This window comes from Blastococcus sp. SYSU DS0619 (genome assembly GCF_054051035.1).
The window spans coordinates 26,257-43,367 of record NZ_JBJHAM010000016.1 but is presented as its reverse complement, the minus strand read 5'-3'; the positions used below and the strand labels follow the sequence as shown (position 1 = coordinate 43,367).

The following is a 17,111-nucleotide window of genomic DNA, read 5'->3' as shown; positions in this document are numbered from 1 at the left end:
CCGCCGGCATCGAGCGGGCGTGCCGACGCCCGAAATAGCAGAACCCCCGGCGGTCCGAAGACCCTGGGGGTTCAACTCGCTGTGTCCGAGGGGCGACTCGTCACATACGCACACGGCTGCGACCGGGTGACGAGTGACAAGTGGACGGTCCGGCCGGTCAGGAGGCTGACCTCCCTGCGAGCCCTGTCCCATCGACCGTCACCGCTATGACGCCACGTCCTCGGGGTCGACATGCTCGCCGCTGAGTCCCCGCGCGTGCTGGTGCTGCTCGTGGAAGGCAATCCATTCCCGGCCGGCCTTCTCCCGGTGTGCTCGCTCGGTGCTCTCCCGGAACAGAGGAAGGGCGTCGCGTTCTTCCTCGTCCAGGTGCTCTTCGTTGACTTGTCGCGCATGTCGCAGGGCCTCCCACCAGTCCTTGCTGCCGGCTTCGTGCTGCTGCACCGCGGCGACGCTGTCCCGTAGCTCGTTGTGCTCTCGGACGGCGTGCCGGGCCTCCTCGACTCCCTCGTCAGCGGCCCGCGCCAGCTCCGGGTACAGCACCGCCTCCTCACCGCTTGCGTGGACCTCGAGGAGTTCGGCCAGCACCGCCCACGCCTTGCTCAGCTCGTCTGCGTCGGTCAGCGCATCGATGGCCTCGAACTGGCTCCGCATGGCGTCGTGTTCGAGCTCGACGAGGACGGTGATGTCCAGGTCCGGACCCACCGACGGATGCTCCTCGCCGCGGCCCGCCGGAACGTCGCCGTTCCGCTCGGAGCTCGACGGCTGGCTGACGACGACGGCCCCGTCGGCGACCGCGACCGACCAGACGGCGACCCCGGACGGCGCTGGGCCCTCCACGACGTCACCGGTCCTCACGTCGAAGGTGGCCTGGTGGCAGGGGCAGATGACGTTCTGTCCGTCCAGCTCGCCCTCTGCGAGAGAGCAGCCGGCGTGCGGGCAGGTGTCGTCGAAGGCGCGCAGCTCGCCCGCCAGCATGGCCACCGCCACCACCGAACCCTCGTGCTCGACCACGATCATTTCGCCGTCGGCGGGCGGTGCGGGTGCAGGAGGGTTCTGGGCTGTCATCTCCCGGTTCTACCCGACGCGAGGCGCGCTACCCGACCGCAGGTCACGCACCGACGTGCCGGCTGAGTACGCCATCGACTTCGTCCGTCCCGGTCGAGGGACCGGACATCGGTCGGCCCGGCGCCCGCCTCTTCAACCACAGGATCCGCCGATGTCCACGGACGACAAACCCCGTCCGGTCTGGGGACCGTGAGGGCTCCTGATCCGCAGCCGGCCCGCGGTTCTCGTACAGGGAGCAGGCGGAGGTGCCGACACCGGGAACAGGAGAACCCCCGCCGGCCGAGACGCCGTGGGGGTTCAACTCGGTGTCCGAGGGGCGACACGCTACATACGCACACGCCTGTAGGTGTGAGGGTTTGGCCGCCAGGCTGGCGTACCCGGACCTCCGGCTGGCCGCGGGGTCAGCGTCGCGGATCAGCGGACGGTGCGGATCGGCACGCCCACCACATCCGGCTCCCGTTACTGATGTACAGCGGTCAGACGCGGTTAGGAGGCACCTCGTAAGTTGTCGCCGACACGAGAACTATAGGGCGGCACCGTTGATGCGGTGTCGATGGCCCGGTCTCACGGAGGAGGGGTCGCCGGACCGCCCTGGCGAGACACGGTGCCGAACGCGCGCCGCGCCCGTCCACTGCGTGGCGGGGAATCTGGGTTCAGGTCGCGTTGCGTCCAGAGGCCGAGGTCCCCGCCTACCTGGGCATCGCGAGGCCGACGACGGCGACGTGGGCACAGAGGCTGCTCGTGGCGCAAGCCGTCGTGTAAAAGGTGGGCGGCGTCAGCCGCGGGGGCAGCCGATGCAAGTCTTCTTGACCATCGCCCGCGACCAACGGGCCAGCAATATGGCGTGGCCACGTGCGGTTGACTGGACGCGCAGCCGACCGCGCTGCCAAGCGGTCGAAATGCTGGCTTCGTACACGGCGTGCCGAGTAGGACGGAGCGGGGCCGGATCGGATCAGCGCATTCCACGTTGTGTTCGGTAGGTCGCCCGCGCTGCTCGACGCGCTGCTCGCCAATTCCCGAACTGGTAACCGAGGTAGCCCCCCACCGAGGCACCGACAGCTAAGGCCGCGACAATCACGTCTGTCACTGGTAGCTCCGTCCCTGAGCACCTCGCCATCTTGTTGCCACACCCTGACCGCCAGCATCGCCATGCTTCGTAACCACGCGGCGCGGGCGGGTGACGGTCCGACGCCGAACGGCGTGTCGACACGAAGCGTCGTGGTCGTCACCGCCCGCATGCCCGTGGGCGGCCGTCGCGCGGGTGCGGAGGGGCGATACGACGACGACTCGCGTGAGGGACTCCCCACCGTGAAACCGCAGCAAGGACGACGTCGACCCAGATGAGGATCCTGCGAGGGTGGCGACCCGGACCATGCCCCAATTGATCGGCGCACGTGCCGAGCGGCTTCGGTTCGAGCTGATCCGAAAGACACATACGTCTCGGCGCAGGTCCGGGCGGTCCGCAGCCTAGGTCCTCCCGCTAGCATCCTGTTGCGGTCGAGGACCGCGCTGCGGGCACTGGAATGCCAGGGCCGATGCGAACGATCGGTGGGGGAGCGTGCCAAGAAGGCGCACGTCCTACTCCGGACTTCTCCCTGGTCCCACCCTCCAACGTTTCGTCGATGCCTTCCGCGCTGCCTCGTCGGGCGTGGTTGGTGTCGTCGCCGCCTCGGCCAGCCGCGGCGCCGACCAATGGCAGTTTGAATCGGAGGACGAGTTCTTCGCCTACTTCTCCGCCGGAGTGGACTCGGCCGACCTAGCCCTGGAGTCGGAGTTCGGCACGCTGCGGCTCAGTGTGGACGGGGCCGGATCGACGACCACGTTGGTGGTTGCTCTGCCGACGATCGCGGCTGTCGAACTGGCCTTCGCCTCGCTGGGCCCCAGTGCCACGCCGGCCGAACCGCCGTCCCCGGTCGTCTTTATCGGGCATGGCAGGAACCCCCAGTGGCGGGAGCTCGCCGACCATCTACGCGATCACCACGGCGTCCAGGTCCTCACCTACGAAAGTGCGGTGCGTGCCGGGATACCGAATCACTCCGTTCTGCAGGAGTTAGCCGAGCGAGCCACGCTCGCGCTCCTCGTCCACACGGTGGAGGAAGTCAACGAGGCCGGGGACGGGCGGGCTGGCGACAACGTCATCCATGAGACCGGGCTATTCCAGGCCCTCCTCGGTGCCCACCGAGCGATCGTCATCCGCGAAGACGGCTGCCGGTCCTTCGCCAATGTCCACGGCGTCAACGAGCTTCGGTTCGCCCCCGGCCGTATCGTCGAGGTGTTCGGCGAGGTGCTCGCTGTACTGCGTCGAGAGCATGCTGTGCCCTGACCGCCGGGCACCGTGCCACAGCCCGTCGGGTCGACACCTGCAGCTGGGGGGACGGCGTGAGTGTCATCTTCGTTGTGGATCCGGTACTGACTGGCCTGAGCGTCGACGCGCGCGAGTTCATAGATGCTGCCGTCCCGCTCCTGCAAATGTCACTCGTGACGGTGCTGGGAACCGAGGAGGCCTGCGACCAGTGCTCGCCCGCCCCGGGCGACGCGGTCGTCGTCCTGAACAGCCGCCGACCGCTCCCTGACGCGGTGCGCGGAGTTCTTGACGAGGCGGTCGAGAACGGGGCTGTCATCTTCCCGGTGGCTCTCGGTGCTGCGGATCGGTCACCGCCGCTACCTGTGACCGGCCGGCAGAGCTTCGACGTGACGGACGCCTTGCGCCGCCGAGATTTGCCGGCCAGCAGCGTCCGCACCGTCGCCGAGGAATTCGCTCGCAGGGTCCTGGCGCAGATGCTTCCCACCATGGTCCCGGACCGGATGCGGCTGTTCCTCTCCTACCGCCGTCACGACGGAGAGGAGTCCGCTGCGCTGCTCGATCGCGAGCTGAGCGCACGTCATCCAGGCTCGGTGTTCCGCGACCTGATCGACATTGACGCCAGCCAAGATGCGCAGCGGTGCATCGACGAGAGCCTGGACGTCGCCGACGTCCTAGTCCTCCTCGACACCTTTTCCACGGGGGAGTCCCCGTGGGTCCAGTTGGAGATCGCGGAGGCGCTGGCACGAAAGATCCCAATTGTCTGGGTGCAGCTGGGGCCGGAGGAGTCGGGCGCGCGGCCGCGTCCCCAGCTGCCGGTCCGCCCGCAAACGACCCCGCACGTCCGCGTGCCGGAGGAGGCAATCGATCCGGTCCGCGTCGGCGCTGTCGCGGACGAGATATTGGCCTGGGCTTTCACAGTCGCCCAAGAGCACGCCCGCTCTGCGCTGGCGTCGTTCCGGGGCATCAGGGCCGGCGCGAAGGCGCGAGGCAAGAAGATTGAGGTCCTCGACGGACGACGCCTGATCTACCAGGTGAGCGATCCGACCACGTCGTCACCCTGGCCCCAGCGACCGCGTACCGACGTACTGCAGGTCTTCGGGCGTCATCCTCGCGATGAGGATCGCCGCAGCCTCGTCGCGTGGTTGGAGGCGGAACAGATGGGTCCGCACGACAGGGCCTGTCGGGCCTACGACGCGGCCGTCCTGCTCGATCCCCTGCCCATGGTCACGGCTAGGGCCGCTGCGGACGGCACCATCGTGGCCAGCGCGCGGGACTACCTGGCCCGGGTGCAGCCGGAACCCCTCGAGTCGGCGGGGGGCAGTGCGCCGCACGGCCCGTGGCTCCTTTTGCTGGGCAGTCACCCGGAAGGCGTGGAGCAAGGGCACGCCACCGCAGCCGCGGAGACGGTCGTCCGCGTCTGGCTTGAACGCGGGGGACGGGTCGCCATGGGCGGCCATCCCACCTTCGTTCCGATGGCTGTCCGTCAAGCCACCCGTCACCGGTGGGTGGGCGAGCCGCGTGTCCGCGTCTACCAATCGGACTATTTTCCGGCCAGAGCAGCCTTGCAAGACGCGGCCGGCGAGCTCGAGGTGATCGTGACCCAGGACGCCGGTACTCGGGCCGCCTCCCTCACCGTCATGCGCCATCGCATGGTGAGAGACCTCGACTACGCAGCAGTGGTCGCCATCGGAGGGCGAACCGCCGAGGAGGGAACCCATCAGCCCGGCCTTGAAGAGGAGCTCCAGCTAGGGCGGGAAGCCGGCTTGCGCGCCTATCTCGTCGGGGCGGCCGGTGGGTACACCGCCTTCATTGCCGACAAGCAGGCACGCGAGAGGTACGCCTCGCTGGGCAACACCCTCAGCGTCGAAGAGAACGAGCGAATTCGAACGAGCGAGGACTACGAAGCTATCTCGGAGACCGTGTGGGCGGACGCGCAACGGACCGCCGACCCGGAGCTCGGCTGAGCGAGCCGCAGCCGGACTGCGGCAGCCCTCACGTCGATACGTGCCCGACGTCCATCGACGGTTCAAGCGGGTCTTTGACGGCCATTGCCAGGGCAAACGGCAGCGTGGTTGATCGGCGGACAGTGGCCGGTAGACGGGAAGTGGAACCGGTATTGGTCAGTCGGGAGACATGTATGGCCATGTGGCGACGAGGCACGTGACCCATGTAGGTCACGAAGGGGACTGCCCGAACTTCAGTTGACTCGGGTCGGTAGGGGCGGTCAGGCCGCGTAAGCGGCCTGGGTCAGTATCTCGAACTCGATGGGGATCATGCGGCCGAGGGCCTCTTGGCGCCGGCGGCGGTGAAAGGTCCTTTCTATCCAGACGACGATCGCCAGCCGCAACTGTTCGCGGGTGGTCCAGCGTTGGCGGTACAGGACGTTCTTCTGCAGCAGGCTGAAGAAGGACTCCATGGCCGCGCTGTCCGCGCAGGCACCGATCCGACCCACCGACCCGCGCAGCTGCGCCTCGCGCAGGACCCTGACGGAGGCGTGGGAGCGGAACTGACTGCCCCCATCCGAGTCCACGCTCGTGTCGACCCCGCCGCGCAGCGCGAGGGCGTTGCGCAGTGCGTTGACCGCGAGATCGGCGGTCATCCGGGCGCCGATGGAGTAGCCGACGAAGGCTTGGACCAGCGGGTACAACATTTTTGGGAGCCCGTCGCGGGCGAAGTAGGCCGTCGCGCGGAGCAGAACTTCGTTGTCCTGCTCCAGTTGCTTGGCCCGTTTGCGCAGCTCGCGGTTCTTCGCCTCCAAGTCGACGCCGGCGCCCGAGGCGGCCGCCGCGGGGGTTCCACCGGTGAGGCCGTCGTCGCGGTCCGCGATCTTCAGCAAGCGCTGCAGCAGGACTCAGAGACCCTAAACTCCTGGCGACTTCCGCGATCGACCGGTCGCCCTGCCGGGCCACCGCGATCACGTCCCGCCGAAACACCTTGGCGAACGGCTTGGGCACGCTGCTGATCCTTCCCGCGAGGCCGCAGCCTCGCAGTTAAGGAGTCAACCGGGCCCTGGACAGTCCCTCCGCAGGCTTCGCCAGGCGCTCGACCCATCACGCGGAAGTGTCGGTGGCCGCAGTTACGGTCCGACGACCCATCCGAACCGAGGGCAGCAGAGGAGGGCCAGTGGCCCACAAAACGTATGTGTCGTTCAAGGCAGAAGACTTGGCGTACAAGGACGCAGTCTTGAAGATGCCCCACCTGGACTGCATCCACAAGTCACTAAACGAGTCGATCAACTCAGAAGACGAGGACTACATCCTGCGAAGGATCCGCGATGAGTACCTGTCCGACTCGACCGTCACGATTCATCTTATTGGGTCTTGGGGGGCCGAGACTCGTGGCTGGCATGAGCAGAGGTTCATTAAGAGGGAACTGCAAGCGTCGCTGTACGACGGCAGCGGGAACACAAGAAGCGGCATCCTCGGCGTCGTCCTTCCCGCGGCGCACCTCAGTGTGTTCGGCGGCACGTACGCGTGTTGGGAGTGCGGCGGTTCACATAATCATGTCGCCATCAACGACAGCACGACGATCAGGGAGTTCAGCTACAACTACTACATTCCGCACGGTCGCTGTTCGTGGTCCGAGGCAGACCGCTACTGCCTTCTGGCGTCGTGGGACGACTTCAGCGCCGACCCCACAGGGCTGGTCGAACAAGCCTTCGCGAAGCGGGACGAACCGATCGCAGAGAGGGCCCGCGTTCGTCCGTAACTGCGGCAAGCACCTACAGGTCGGCCCCCACATGGGCAGCCTAGCGGTCACTACCACCGCAACACTCACCGAAACTGAAGGCCGGTCACTGTGACCCACTACACTGTGAACACAGACGTCACGAGGGAGCGATGCATGCCGGGGCTGCGTACGTACAATTTGTTCATCTCGCATGCATGGGACTACTCGGACGCCTATGAGCAGGCAGTTGGTCTGCTGAGTGGCAGCAGTTACTTCTCCTGGAAAAATTATAGCGCTCCGACTGCCAGACCGGCCGTGCCGGCTGGCCGCAGAGCCACTAAGGCGGAATTGACACAGGAACTCAAGGACCAAATCCGCGGGACGCATGCCGTCATCGTGATTGCCGGGATGTACGTGGCTCAGTCTGACTGGATTCAGACGGAGATTGACATCGCCTCCGGGTGGGGTAAACCAGTAATCGGGCTCAAGCCCCGCGGCGCGAATCGCACACCCGTCGCTGTGTCTGATGCAGCCGTCGAACTGGTCGGCTGGACAACTGCCAGCCTCGTTGCTGCCGTGCGTCGGCACGCACTGAGCGCAGCATGATCATCGTATTCGGTGGAGTTCAGGTAGATCGGGATGCCGAGCAGAATCGCTTCCCGGCTTCGGCTGTCGACGAGGTAGCGGAAAGACTGCGTACGCTTCTAGCACACCTAAAGCCGCGGATCGCCGTGGGAGCCGCTGCAAATGGAACCGACCTTCTGGTCATTGAGGGTGCACTAGCGGAGAGCGTTGAGGTTCATGTGGTGCTCCCCTTCGCCAAGAACGTCTTCCGCTCTACAAGTGTGGAAGACAGAGGGCCGGAGTGGGTCGCGCGTTACGACCGCCTAATGGACCAGTGCAGGAACGATGTAGTCGAGGGCTATGAGGATCCCGAGGACGGGGACGTCTACCTCCAGCACAACGGCGAACTGCTCGACCACGCACAGTCTGTCGCGCAGGAGGACGAGCGAATCTGGACGGTCGTCGTCAGACCCTCGGGCAGCAGCGGCACGGTGACGGATGACTTGGCCAGCAGGGCCACTGACCGAGGTCAGCTCGTCCTCGACCTTGCACCTGTGCCTGACGCAAAGCCTACGGTCTTCGTGGCAATGCCCTACGGGTCAAAGTTCGACCCCGTGACGCGCAGAACCATAAACTGCGATGATACCTTCAATCGCGTTTACGTGCCCGTCCTTGAGGACTTCGACACGCACTGGAAGCGCGCCGACCTTGAAACTGACAGTGGCGTCATTCACGTCGGCATGATCCAGGATCTTGCAACGAGCGATTTAGTCATCTGTGACTTATCGGCTGGGAATGTCAATGTAGCGTATGAAACCGGCCTGCGACATGCCCTAGCGGACAAATCCACCCTTCTGGTGTTTCCCACTTTGACTCCGTCAGGTAAGCATCAAACTCCGCCATTCGATGTCATGCCGATTAGGCATGTGAGGTTTCCGCGGAGCGCTCGCCTTACTGAAACCCAGGCTGAGGCAGGAATCAGGGCGCTGCGCGACTACCTAAACACCGCACTGCGCCCGACCGAGCCGCAGGAAGTAGACAGCCCTGTTCACGCCTGGTTCGCTCCCTCCGGCTCGGGTCGGCTTACGACTCGTTCGAGCGCCGCGGCGTTAGCGTCGATTGAACAAGGCATACGTAGCGAGGTGCAGGCCGCCCTTCGCTCGTCGAATGCCGAGAGAATGCAGGAGGCCCTCCTGCGCCTCGACGAGACACCCGAGCTAACGGAGTCGGCCCGCTCCGGGTTACGCATCCAACTGGGCGCTGGCCTGTTGTCCGAAGGACAGTATTCGGAGGCGAAGGCTTTACTGGAGCTTGCGCAGCCGGCTCCCGAGAGCCCTCTCTGGCTGCTCTGGGCCCAGCAGACATCCTTGGCGTACCGACGACTGGGAGAGGCGGCCATCAGGGATGGTAACGACCCAGAGCAACACTTCTCGCACGCTGAATCGCTGCTGCAAGAAGCCCTGTCTGCCGCTGGCGACAGCAGTGAGACGTGCGGCATCACCGCCGGGTTGGCGAAGCGACGTGCTATTGCCGCCCTGCGATCCAGTAATCACATTAGGGCTTCTGGTCACATCGCGCGCATGGTGGACCTTTACCGCCGCGGCTGGGTAGTTGAGCCTGACGCATACATGGGGGTCAATCTACTGGCGGGACTACGAATCCAAGCCCAGCACTTCAGCGGAGACGAAACTGTGTTGACCGAGGCATCTAGCGTGGCTCCCGTAGCCTTGTTCTTCGCAGAGCGCGAAGCAATACAGGACTCCAGCGCATTCTATCCAGCGGCCAGCGTGGCCGACGTACACCTGAACCGGGCGCTACTGCTTGATGGGCAGGAAAGGGAGGCCGCGATCAACAAGGCGGCATCCGCGTACGCGTTGGCGGTGGCTCTACCAGTGGCCAAAGACAATCTGCGTGCCGCCGTGGACCAGTTTGAGTTCTTGCTGATGTGTGGCGATGACCCGGATGTCATCGAACCGCTCGCTGATCTCGTGGCTGCAGGTCGGTAGGCATGGGTGGCGTCCCGCGAGGTGGCGGAAGTTCGGGTCACTGACCGCGTAGGTGATCACGTGCGAGGGGCCATCGTGTGATGGTCAGCGAAACCACGCCAAAGGTTTTCGCGGAAGCTCACAGCACACAATCGCCCTAACCTGTCTTCCCTGCTCGAGGTGGTCGACGCACTGAAGGCCGCCGATGTCGACGACCGGATCCGGTCGGCGACCACCACGACCTACCAGCCTGGTCGAGGCTGGGCCCACCGCGGTGATCGGCGCCGCGCCGCACCAGCGCACCGACGCCCGGGTCACGCAACGCGTCGAATCCCGGCCGCGGACACTTTCCACCACCGCCGGGGAGCGGGAGCTGCGGATCCCCAAGCTGCGCGGCGGGTCGTTCTTCCCTTCGCTGCTGGAGCGCCGGCGGCGGATCGACCAGGGGCGTTCGCGGTGGTGATGGAGGCCTACCTGCATGGTGTCGACGCGGAAGGTCGACGACCTGCTTGAGGCGCTGGTCGCCGACACCGGCAGCTCCAAGTCCGAAGTCAGCCGGATCTGCGCCGATCTGGACGCCGAAGTCAGCGCCTTCTCCGACCGCTCCCTGGCCGAGCAGCCCTTCCCTTACGCGTTTCTGGATGCCACCTACTGCAAGGCGCGGGTCAACTGCCGCGTGGTCTCCCAGGCCGTCGTGATCGCCACCGGGGTCGCGGCTGACGGGCACCGGGAGGTGCTCGGGTTCGCCATCGGCGACATCGAGGACGGCGCCTTTTGGACCGCGTTGCTGCGCTTACTGAAGGTCCGCGGGCCGTCCTGCTGGGCGCGGCCTGGCAGCTGCGAACCTCATGGAGATTCCTTCGGGCGTCTTTCACGGTGCTTGAACACCGCTCACCCGATCGTGTGTGTCCGAGGACCGACGTCAACAGATTGCACGTGGCGCCTGGAGTCTTGGTCCCTGCCTGCCGGCGGTGGCTAGGCCCCGCTCAGCGGAGCCGAACACGCCGGGGATGGGCGCTACCGGGTGCGCGGGTCCCCCTGAGCGACACAGCGGACAGGACTTCCACCGGGTCGAGCGTGGAACGAGCGGACCGACTCACCGGATGCGCCTGGTGGCTGGTGATCTGGCGGGGCGTCAGGCAGGAAGGGCCACCGACAACCGGATAGCTTGCCTCCGTGGCGCACGCAGCAGACTCCGTATCGCAGGGCCGCCCCCGTCCGCTGAGTGACTCTGAGCTACCCATGATGTTCAAGGCAACCGACGAGTCGTCCAAGCGCGGCCGGCAGAGCACCTTTCGCCGGATGGCGGTCTACCTCGGCCTGCTCGTACTAGCTGCTGGGGGAGCTGCCGGGAACTGGGAGTCGAATGACGCTCAGTTCGACATCGGCGCGCTGGTCGCCGCTGCGGGCTTTCTTGCGGCGCTCGTGCTAGGGCTATCTACGGCGGCTCGACGCCCGGAAGCACAGTGGTACGAGGGTCGTGCCGGAGCTGAGTCCGTGAAGACGCTCGCGTGGCGCTACGCAGTCGGTGGTGAGCCTTATCCGGTGGGTGCGCCCGATGCAGATGCTCGCTTACTGAAGCGACTCTCATCCATCCCCGATCAGCTTCCCGGAATCGCCTGGGAACCAGTCACTCCTACGGAGCAAATCACGGGCGCCATGCGTGCGCTCCGCGCCAGCACGTGGGAGGAACGCTGGGAGGCGTACGTGCAAGGACGAGTGGTCGATCAACTCGAGTGGTACTCGAAAAAGGCAACGGCGCATCGAGACAGGGAGCGGCGCCTAGGGATTGCGGTTGCCGTTGTTACAGGCATAGGAGCTGCGGCCGCGCTCGCCCAGGTCGTGAACTGGCTCGAGCTCGACCTCATGGGCGTCCTGGCTGCGTTGGCCGCCGCCATCGCGGCGTGGGGTCAGGCACAGCAGCACCGGACACTCGCCACCGCGTACAGCCTCGCGGCGCAGGAACTTGCGATGGTCCGGGACCAGCTCCAGACGCTGCATTCAGAGGCAGACTGGCCCGCAGCGGTCGACGACGCAGAGGAGGCTATCTCCCGCGAACACACGATGTGGCTCGCACGTCGGGGACGGAAAGCGCCAGGCGTGGTCTAACAGGCCGAGTTGTACTTCTTCCGAGCGCGGCCGTTCCTGATGAGCTGGTCACGCGTCCTACGAGCGTCGAAAGCGTCCTGAATCCAACTCTGCAGGCTTGCCTTGCTAGAGGGGTACACGTAATACCGACCGTAACCAAAGTCGCTTCCTTGACGGTCGCGGAGCACGTTATCCGACACTCGATCGGGAAGAGTGACACCCGCGGCAACGCTAGGGAGCTGGATGGCGAGAAGACCGTTCAGTCGGTTCACCCGGTCCCGCCGCAGGGACGAATAGATCTCCCAGTCGACGAACTTGCGCGCCCACGTGCACTTGCCAACAAGCACGATCGTCACTGTGGATTCCGACAGGTACTTATCGCGGACTCGGTCCATGATGTAGTCGGTGTCCTCGCTATCGATCCACGGGTCGTCCTCGTCGACGCCGAGACACTTTGGAATGAAGACCGAATCGAAGGATTCCACGAACCCGAGCACCTCCTCGGCGTCGGCGGCGTGGTAGCTCAGGAAGCACTTGTGCCGGACGTTGCCGTCGGCAGCCTTGTACTCGAGAACGTGCTCGTTTGCCTGGCCGATCTCTACGAGTCGCTGCTGTGCGCGACGCATAGTTTCAAATGACATGGTGGAACCTCCCGGCATGACGCTAGCCAGCGGGTACGACAGATGCCGCCCGACACGCAAGCAGCAGACGCTGGGCAACACACGGCTGTCGGGGCCCCGTAGCTGCCGCGCGGCGGAGCGGACACCCTGTCGGCCGCGGTGGGCGCCGAGCCTGCAGGGACGGGGCCGTCGGACTCGTACGGCGGCGGGTGCGTGCTCTGTAACACAGCACCCGCAAACTGCATCGAAGTCGCTCAGCCATCCGACTCAAACCGGAACCGCCGGCGATGAGCCTGCAAGTGCTCTTGGCTGATGGTGTGCGCGGGGTGCACGGCGAGAGTGGCGACTGTGGTGCCCGCGAAGTCCCGGACGATCAGAGCGTCATCAACGTAGAGACCGCCGGCGTCGAACAGGCTGTGGTGGTTCGGGCAGAGACACAGGACGTTCTCCGGCACGTCCGGCCCGGCGTGCGTTCCACCCAGCGCGACGATGTGAGCTCCCTCGGCGAGAGTTCCGCCAGGGACTCGCAAGGTCTCCTTGCAGACCTGACAGGCGCCTCCGTACAGTTGCTTGACCGCCTGGGAGACGCGCGTGCTTCGAGCGACCCTCGTAGTCACTCCGGTTGTGCTCGTCGGCGTCGGGTTACCTTCCGGGAGGTTGACGGGTGGTACGTACGGAGCCGCCTCGTCCGAGGCCAGCTTGACCAAGTGGAACATCCAGAGTCGGAAACCGTCCTTGCCGATCCAACTTTCGTGGTCTGAGACGCGGAACAGCCCGTCGTATCTAAAGCCCGTTGTGGGGAGTAGCTCTGGTCTCCGCGGTAGCCACGCACTACGCGAACCGGCAGGCCCTCGAGTTGGTTCGTCACAAGGCGGCGTTCCCGGGCTGGTCGAGGGTCTGGTCTGCGACCTGCCTGCTTGTGTTTGCGTCGCGGCCGCCAGCGCCCGTGTAGATCAGCTCGGACCCGTAGTCTTCGTCGGCGTACGCGCCATTCACGACGATGGACTCCGCACCTGTGGCCTTGGTGCCGCAAATCCCGCCCTGGTTTGGGCGGTGGACTTGCGAGGCGGCCAGATCGTCTCGGTTTTCCAGGTGCTTCCGATGGGAAAGCCAGGCAGTTGCTGAGGCACGGCTGAGACTCGTGCTCGAGAGGCCGAGGTTGCGCAGCGGAACGACCTGGCTGCTCAGTTCGAGGCCGTTGCCGCGGTGCTCGCGGACCTCGACGTCGAAGCTGTGTGGCTCGAGGCGAGCCAGGAGGAGCGCCGCGTCCTCGTTCAGGAGCTGGTCGAGGAGGTTGCCCTGTTCCCAGACCATCTGGAGGTCACGGTCGCCGGCGCCCCGCGCCTGAACGTCACGCTCGAAGAGCTCGGCGTGCAGAACTGTGGTGTCCGAGGGGGGACTTGAACCCCCACGCCCGATAAAGGGCACTAGCACCTCAAGCTAGCGCGTCTGCCATTCCGCCACCCGGACGAGTGCGTGGAGAAGACTACCTGACCGTCGCGGGCCGATCGCGCACCCCCCGACGTGGTCGTGGCGGGTCACACGGGGGCCAGCGCCACCCGTCCGCGCCCGGCCCGCTTGGCGTCGTAGAGCGCCGCGTCCGCCGAGGTGTAGAGCCCGCGCCGGTCCCGGGAGCCCTGCGGCACGTGCGCCACGCCCAGGCTGATCGACAGGGACAGCAGGGTGCCGTCGGGCAGGCACAGCGGCTCGGCCCGCACCGCGTGCAGCAGCTCCTCCGCGCGCCGCGCCGCGATGTCGCGGCCGCACCCGGGCAGCAGGACGGCGAGCTCGTCGCCGCCCAGCCGGGAGAGCACGGCGTCGTCGGTCCGGATCCGCCCGCGCAGCACCTGCGCGAGGTGCACGAGCACGTCGTCGCCCACCGGGTGCCCGTGGGTGTCGTTGATCGACTTGAACGAGTCGACGTCGATCAGCACCAGGGCGGTGCCGCCGGGGACCGACCGGCCCATCGCCGACTCCAGGGCCTGGTCGAACGCGCGGCGGGTGGCCAGGCCGGTCAGCGAGTCCACGGTCAGCTGCCGCCGCAGCGCAGCGACGAGCTGGTCCTGCGTGTCGTGGGCGCGCACCAGCAGGACGGCGATCACCACCAGCAGGGCGCCGAAGAACGCGAAGTCGGCCAGCGCCGACGCAGGCGGCAGGAGGACCAGGAGCGAGAGCAGGTAGGTGACCAGGGCGCTCGCCGTCACGAGGACCACCGCCGGCGTGCGGAGGTGGACGGCGGCCCACAGGACCGGGAACGCGTAGAAGGCCTGGGAGCCGGCCGAGACGTCGGAGGTCAGCACGTTCAGCGCTCCGGTCAGCGCCACGCCGCCCAGCCCGAGCACGAGGCCGATGTGCGCCCGGTCCAGCCGTTCCGGGGACACCAGCCGGCACGTGAGCGCGGCACCCAGCAGGGCGGCGATCCCGGTCCAGTGGACGACGAACGCAGGCGTGCCGCCGTCGGACTCGTGGAAGACCGGCAGGACCATCACGATGGCGGCGCTCGCCACCAGCAGCACCCGGGCATTGGCGACGGCAGCACGGGGCTCTCGGGCGCCGTAGGCGCGCAACGACCTCACTCCAGGTCCATCGGCTACAGGTACCGATCAGTTCAGCACCTGATCACCCGTCAGGGGCAGACGGCGATCCGGTAGGGGACGATCGGCCCATGGCCGAGAACCCCGCCCCGCTCGCCGGCGCCCAGGACGAGGTCGCCGAGCTGCTCTCCGACCTGATCCGGATCGACACCACGAACACCGGGAGCACCGCCACCAGCGCGGGGGAGCGGAGAGCCGCGGAGTGGGTCGCCGGCAAGCTCGACGAGGCCGGGATCAGCAGCGTCATCCACGAGTCCGAGCGGGGCAGGGCCAGCCTGGTCGCGCGCATCCCGGGCGCCGACCGCAGCCGGCCGGCGCTGCTGGTGCACGGCCACCTCGACGTCGTCCCGGCCGACCCGGCGGAGTGGAGCGTGCACCCGTTCTCCGGCGAGGAGCGGGACGGCTACATCTGGGGCCGCGGCGCGGTCGACATGAAGGACATGGACGCGATGGTGCTCGCGCTGGTCCGTGATTGGGCGCGCACCGGCGTGCAGCCCCCACGGGACATCGTCCTGGCCTACGTCGCCGACGAGGAGGCCGGCGGGAAGCTCGGTGCGCACTTCCTGGTCGACGAGCACGCCGACCTGTTCGAGGGCTGCACCGAGGCGATCAGCGAGGTCGGCGGCTTCAGCATCACCGTCCGCGACGACCTGCGGCTCTACCTCGTGCAGACCGCCGAGAAGGGCCTGGCCTGGATGCGGCTGACCGCCGCCGGCAAGCCCGGCCACGGCTCCATGCTGCACGAGGACAACGCCGTCACCCGGCTGTGCGAGGCCGTCGCCCGCATCGGTGCGCACCGCTTCCCGCTGACGCTCACCCCGCCGATGCGCCAGTTCATCGAGGCGGTCGAGGACGCCTACGGCGTCGAGATCGACGCGGGCGAGCCCGAGCTCGCACTGGCCCGCCTGGGCAGCATCAGCCGGATGATCGGCGCGGCCCTGCGCAACACCGCCAACCCCACGATGCTCGACGCCGGCTACAAGGCGAACGTCATCCCCGGGACGGCGAGCGCGACCGTCGACGGCCGCTTCCTCTACGGGCAGGAGGAGGAGTTCGAGCGCCAGCTCGCCGCGCTGATCGGCGAGGGGGTCCAGCGTGAGTGGCTGGTGCACGACCAGGCGGTGGAGACGACGTTCGACGGCCCGCTGGTCGACCAGATGGTCGCCGCGCTGAAGGCGGAGGACGACGCCGCCCGTCCGGTGCCGTTCACCATGAGCGGCGGCACCGACGCCAAGAGCTTCCAGCGCCTGGGCATGCGCTGCTTCGGCTTCTCGCCCCTGCGGCTGCCCGCCGACCTGGACTTCGCCTCGCTGTTCCACGGCATCGACGAGCGGGTGCCGGTGGAGTCGCTGCAGTTCGGCGTCCGGGTGCTCGACCGGTTCCTGCGCAACGCGTGATTCGATGCGGGGGTGACCGACACCACTCCCGCACCCGCCGCCGGATCCGTCGCCCTGATCACCGGAGGAACCGGCGGCTTCGGCCGCGCCCTCGCCACCAAGCTCCGGGCGCTGGACGTCACCGTCGTCCTCGCCGACCTGGACAGCGAGCGCAACCGCTCGGTCGCCGCCGACCTGGGCTGCGAGTTCGCCGTCCTCGACGTCACGGACAAGGCCGCCAACGAGGCCCTCGTCGCGCAGATCGAGGCCGACCACGGGCGCCTGGACGCCGCCTACCTCAACGCCGGCATCTCCGCGGCCAAGAGCGACGACGCCCTCGACATGGACGAGTTCATGAAGGTCGTCGCCATCGACCTGTTCGGTGTCGTCTACGGCGTCGAGGCCGCGCGCCCGGCCATCAGGCGGGCCGGCGGCGGCGCGATGGTGGTGACCGCGTCGCTGGCCGGGCTCTCGCCGATGGCCGGCGACCCCGGGTACAGCGTGGCCAAGGGCGGCGCGATCGCGTTCGTCCGCTCGATGGCCCCACGCCTGGACCGCGAGGGCATCACGATCTCCGCCATCTGCCCGGGGTTCGCCGACACCGCGATCATCGACCGGATCCGTGACCAGTTCACCGCGGCCAAGTTCCCGGTGCTCACCGCCGAGGAGGTCGCCGACGCGATGGTCATGGCCTGGACCTCGGCCGAGCCCGGCGCCGCCTACGTCATCCAGCCCGGCGTCGGCACGGTGCCCTACAAGTTCAAGGGCGTGCCGGCGGCGAGGACCGCGACCGGCGAGACCGCCGTCGTCCCGGAGGCGCTGCGTCCGCCGTCGATGCGCTGAGC

13 protein-coding genes, 1 tRNA gene and 2 pseudogenes are annotated in these 17,111 nt (G+C 67.1%); 9 read left to right on the top strand and 7 right to left on the bottom strand.

What is annotated here, in order from left to right; genetic code table 11:
• Nucleotides 1–204: 204 nt before the first annotated feature.
• Nucleotides 205–1,065: a Rieske 2Fe-2S domain-containing protein gene (locus tag ACI79T_RS16045; RefSeq protein WP_456611077.1), complete on the bottom strand. Its 861-nt coding sequence runs from the start codon at nt 1,063–1,065 to the stop codon at nt 205–207.
• A 1,648-nt stretch (nt 1,066–2,713) separates the two neighbouring features.
• On the opposite strand from ACI79T_RS16045, the gene ACI79T_RS16040 reads away from it, so the two are divergent.
• Entirely contained in the window at nt 2,714–3,388 is a 675-nt protein-coding gene (locus tag ACI79T_RS16040) for a TIR domain-containing protein (RefSeq protein WP_456611076.1), read from the top strand.
• A gap of 56 nt (nt 3,389–3,444) precedes the next feature.
• On the top strand, nt 3,445–5,334 hold the full coding sequence (locus tag ACI79T_RS16035) for an SLOG domain-containing protein (RefSeq protein WP_456611075.1): 1,890 nt from the start codon (nt 3,445–3,447) through the stop codon (nt 5,332–5,334).
• A gap of 260 nt (nt 5,335–5,594) precedes the next feature.
• Here the strand turns inward: ACI79T_RS16035 and ACI79T_RS16030 are convergent.
• Nucleotides 5,595–5,993: pseudogene (locus tag ACI79T_RS16030) on the bottom strand (transposase); the annotation flags it as partial.
• Between the two features lie 518 nt (nt 5,994–6,511).
• Between ACI79T_RS16030 and ACI79T_RS16025 the strand changes: the two are divergent.
• The 5 genes and pseudogenes from ACI79T_RS16025 (at nt 6,512) to ACI79T_RS16005 (ending at nt 11,697) form a co-directional block, all read left to right on the top strand.
• Nucleotides 6,512–7,078, top strand: coding sequence for a TIR domain-containing protein (locus ACI79T_RS16025; protein ID WP_456611074.1), 567 nt, complete (start codon nt 6,512–6,514; stop codon nt 7,076–7,078).
• Between the two features lie 135 nt (nt 7,079–7,213).
• Entirely contained in the window at nt 7,214–7,645 is a 432-nt protein-coding gene (locus ACI79T_RS16020; RefSeq protein WP_456611073.1) for a TIR domain-containing protein, read from the top strand.
• On the top strand, nt 7,642–9,609 hold the full coding sequence (locus ACI79T_RS16015; RefSeq protein WP_456611072.1) for a tetratricopeptide repeat-containing protein: 1,968 nt from the start codon (nt 7,642–7,644) through the stop codon (nt 9,607–9,609). Before ACI79T_RS16020 ends, ACI79T_RS16015 begins: the two co-directional genes overlap by 4 nt.
• 184 nt (nt 9,610–9,793) lie before the next feature.
• Nucleotides 9,794–10,567: pseudogene (locus ACI79T_RS16010) on the top strand (transposase).
• Nucleotides 10,568–10,830: 263 nt separating this feature from the next.
• On the top strand, nt 10,831–11,697 hold the full coding sequence (locus tag ACI79T_RS16005) for a DUF4231 domain-containing protein (protein WP_456611071.1): 867 nt from the start codon (nt 10,831–10,833) through the stop codon (nt 11,695–11,697).
• Here ACI79T_RS16005 and ACI79T_RS16000 read toward each other — a convergent pair.
• From ACI79T_RS16000 to ACI79T_RS15980, 5 genes are all read right to left on the bottom strand, one after another.
• Nucleotides 11,694–12,302, bottom strand: coding sequence for a TIR domain-containing protein (locus tag ACI79T_RS16000; RefSeq protein ID WP_456611070.1), 609 nt, complete (start codon nt 12,300–12,302; stop codon nt 11,694–11,696). The two genes, ACI79T_RS16005 and ACI79T_RS16000, sit on opposite strands and share 4 nt — an antisense overlap.
• A gap of 248 nt (nt 12,303–12,550) precedes the next feature.
• A complete protein-coding gene (locus ACI79T_RS15995) occupies nt 12,551–13,012 on the bottom strand; it encodes an HNH endonuclease (protein WP_456611069.1) in 462 nt (153 codons plus the stop codon).
• 148 nt (nt 13,013–13,160) lie between these two features.
• Nucleotides 13,161–13,610, bottom strand: coding sequence for a YDG/SRA domain-containing protein (locus tag ACI79T_RS15990; RefSeq protein WP_456611068.1), 450 nt, complete (start codon nt 13,608–13,610; stop codon nt 13,161–13,163).
• A 68-nt stretch (nt 13,611–13,678) separates the two neighbouring features.
• Nucleotides 13,679–13,766, bottom strand: a tRNA-Leu gene (locus tag ACI79T_RS15985).
• 68 nt (nt 13,767–13,834) lie between these two features.
• Complete coding sequence (locus ACI79T_RS15980; RefSeq protein ID WP_456611067.1) at nt 13,835–14,872, bottom strand: diguanylate cyclase; 1,038 nt, start codon at nt 14,870–14,872, stop codon at nt 13,835–13,837.
• Between the two features lie 89 nt (nt 14,873–14,961).
• On the opposite strand from ACI79T_RS15980, the gene ACI79T_RS15975 reads away from it, so the two are divergent.
• Nucleotides 14,962–16,287, top strand: coding sequence for a M20/M25/M40 family metallo-hydrolase (locus ACI79T_RS15975; RefSeq protein ID WP_456611066.1), 1,326 nt, complete (start codon nt 14,962–14,964; stop codon nt 16,285–16,287).
• A 12-nt stretch (nt 16,288–16,299) separates the two neighbouring features.
• A complete protein-coding gene (locus tag ACI79T_RS15970; RefSeq protein WP_456611065.1) occupies nt 16,300–17,109 on the top strand; it encodes an SDR family oxidoreductase in 810 nt (269 codons plus the stop codon).
• The last annotated feature ends 2 nt before the right edge of the window (nt 17,110–17,111 follow it).

Bases quoted from the DNA above. Each gene is read 5' to 3' on its own strand.
- ACI79T_RS16045 (WP_456611077.1), bottom strand. From the start codon at position 1,065: ATGACAGCCCAGAACCCTCCTGCACCCGCACCGCCCGCCGACGGCGAA.
- ACI79T_RS16020 (WP_456611073.1), top strand. From the start codon at position 7,214: ATGCCGGGGCTGCGTACGTACAATTTGTTCATCTCGCATGCATGGGAC.
- ACI79T_RS16015 (WP_456611072.1), top strand. From the start codon at position 7,642: ATGATCATCGTATTCGGTGGAGTTCAGGTAGATCGGGATGCCGAGCAG.
- ACI79T_RS16005 (WP_456611071.1), top strand. From the start codon at position 10,831: ATGATGTTCAAGGCAACCGACGAGTCGTCCAAGCGCGGCCGGCAGAGC.
- ACI79T_RS16000 (WP_456611070.1), bottom strand. From the start codon at position 12,302: ATGCGTCGCGCACAGCAGCGACTCGTAGAGATCGGCCAGGCAAACGAG.
- ACI79T_RS15995 (WP_456611069.1), bottom strand. From the start codon at position 13,012: ATGTTCCACTTGGTCAAGCTGGCCTCGGACGAGGCGGCTCCGTACGTA.
- ACI79T_RS15990 (WP_456611068.1), bottom strand. From the start codon at position 13,610: ATGGTCTGGGAACAGGGCAACCTCCTCGACCAGCTCCTGAACGAGGAC.
- ACI79T_RS15975 (WP_456611066.1), top strand. From the start codon at position 14,962: ATGGCCGAGAACCCCGCCCCGCTCGCCGGCGCCCAGGACGAGGTCGCC.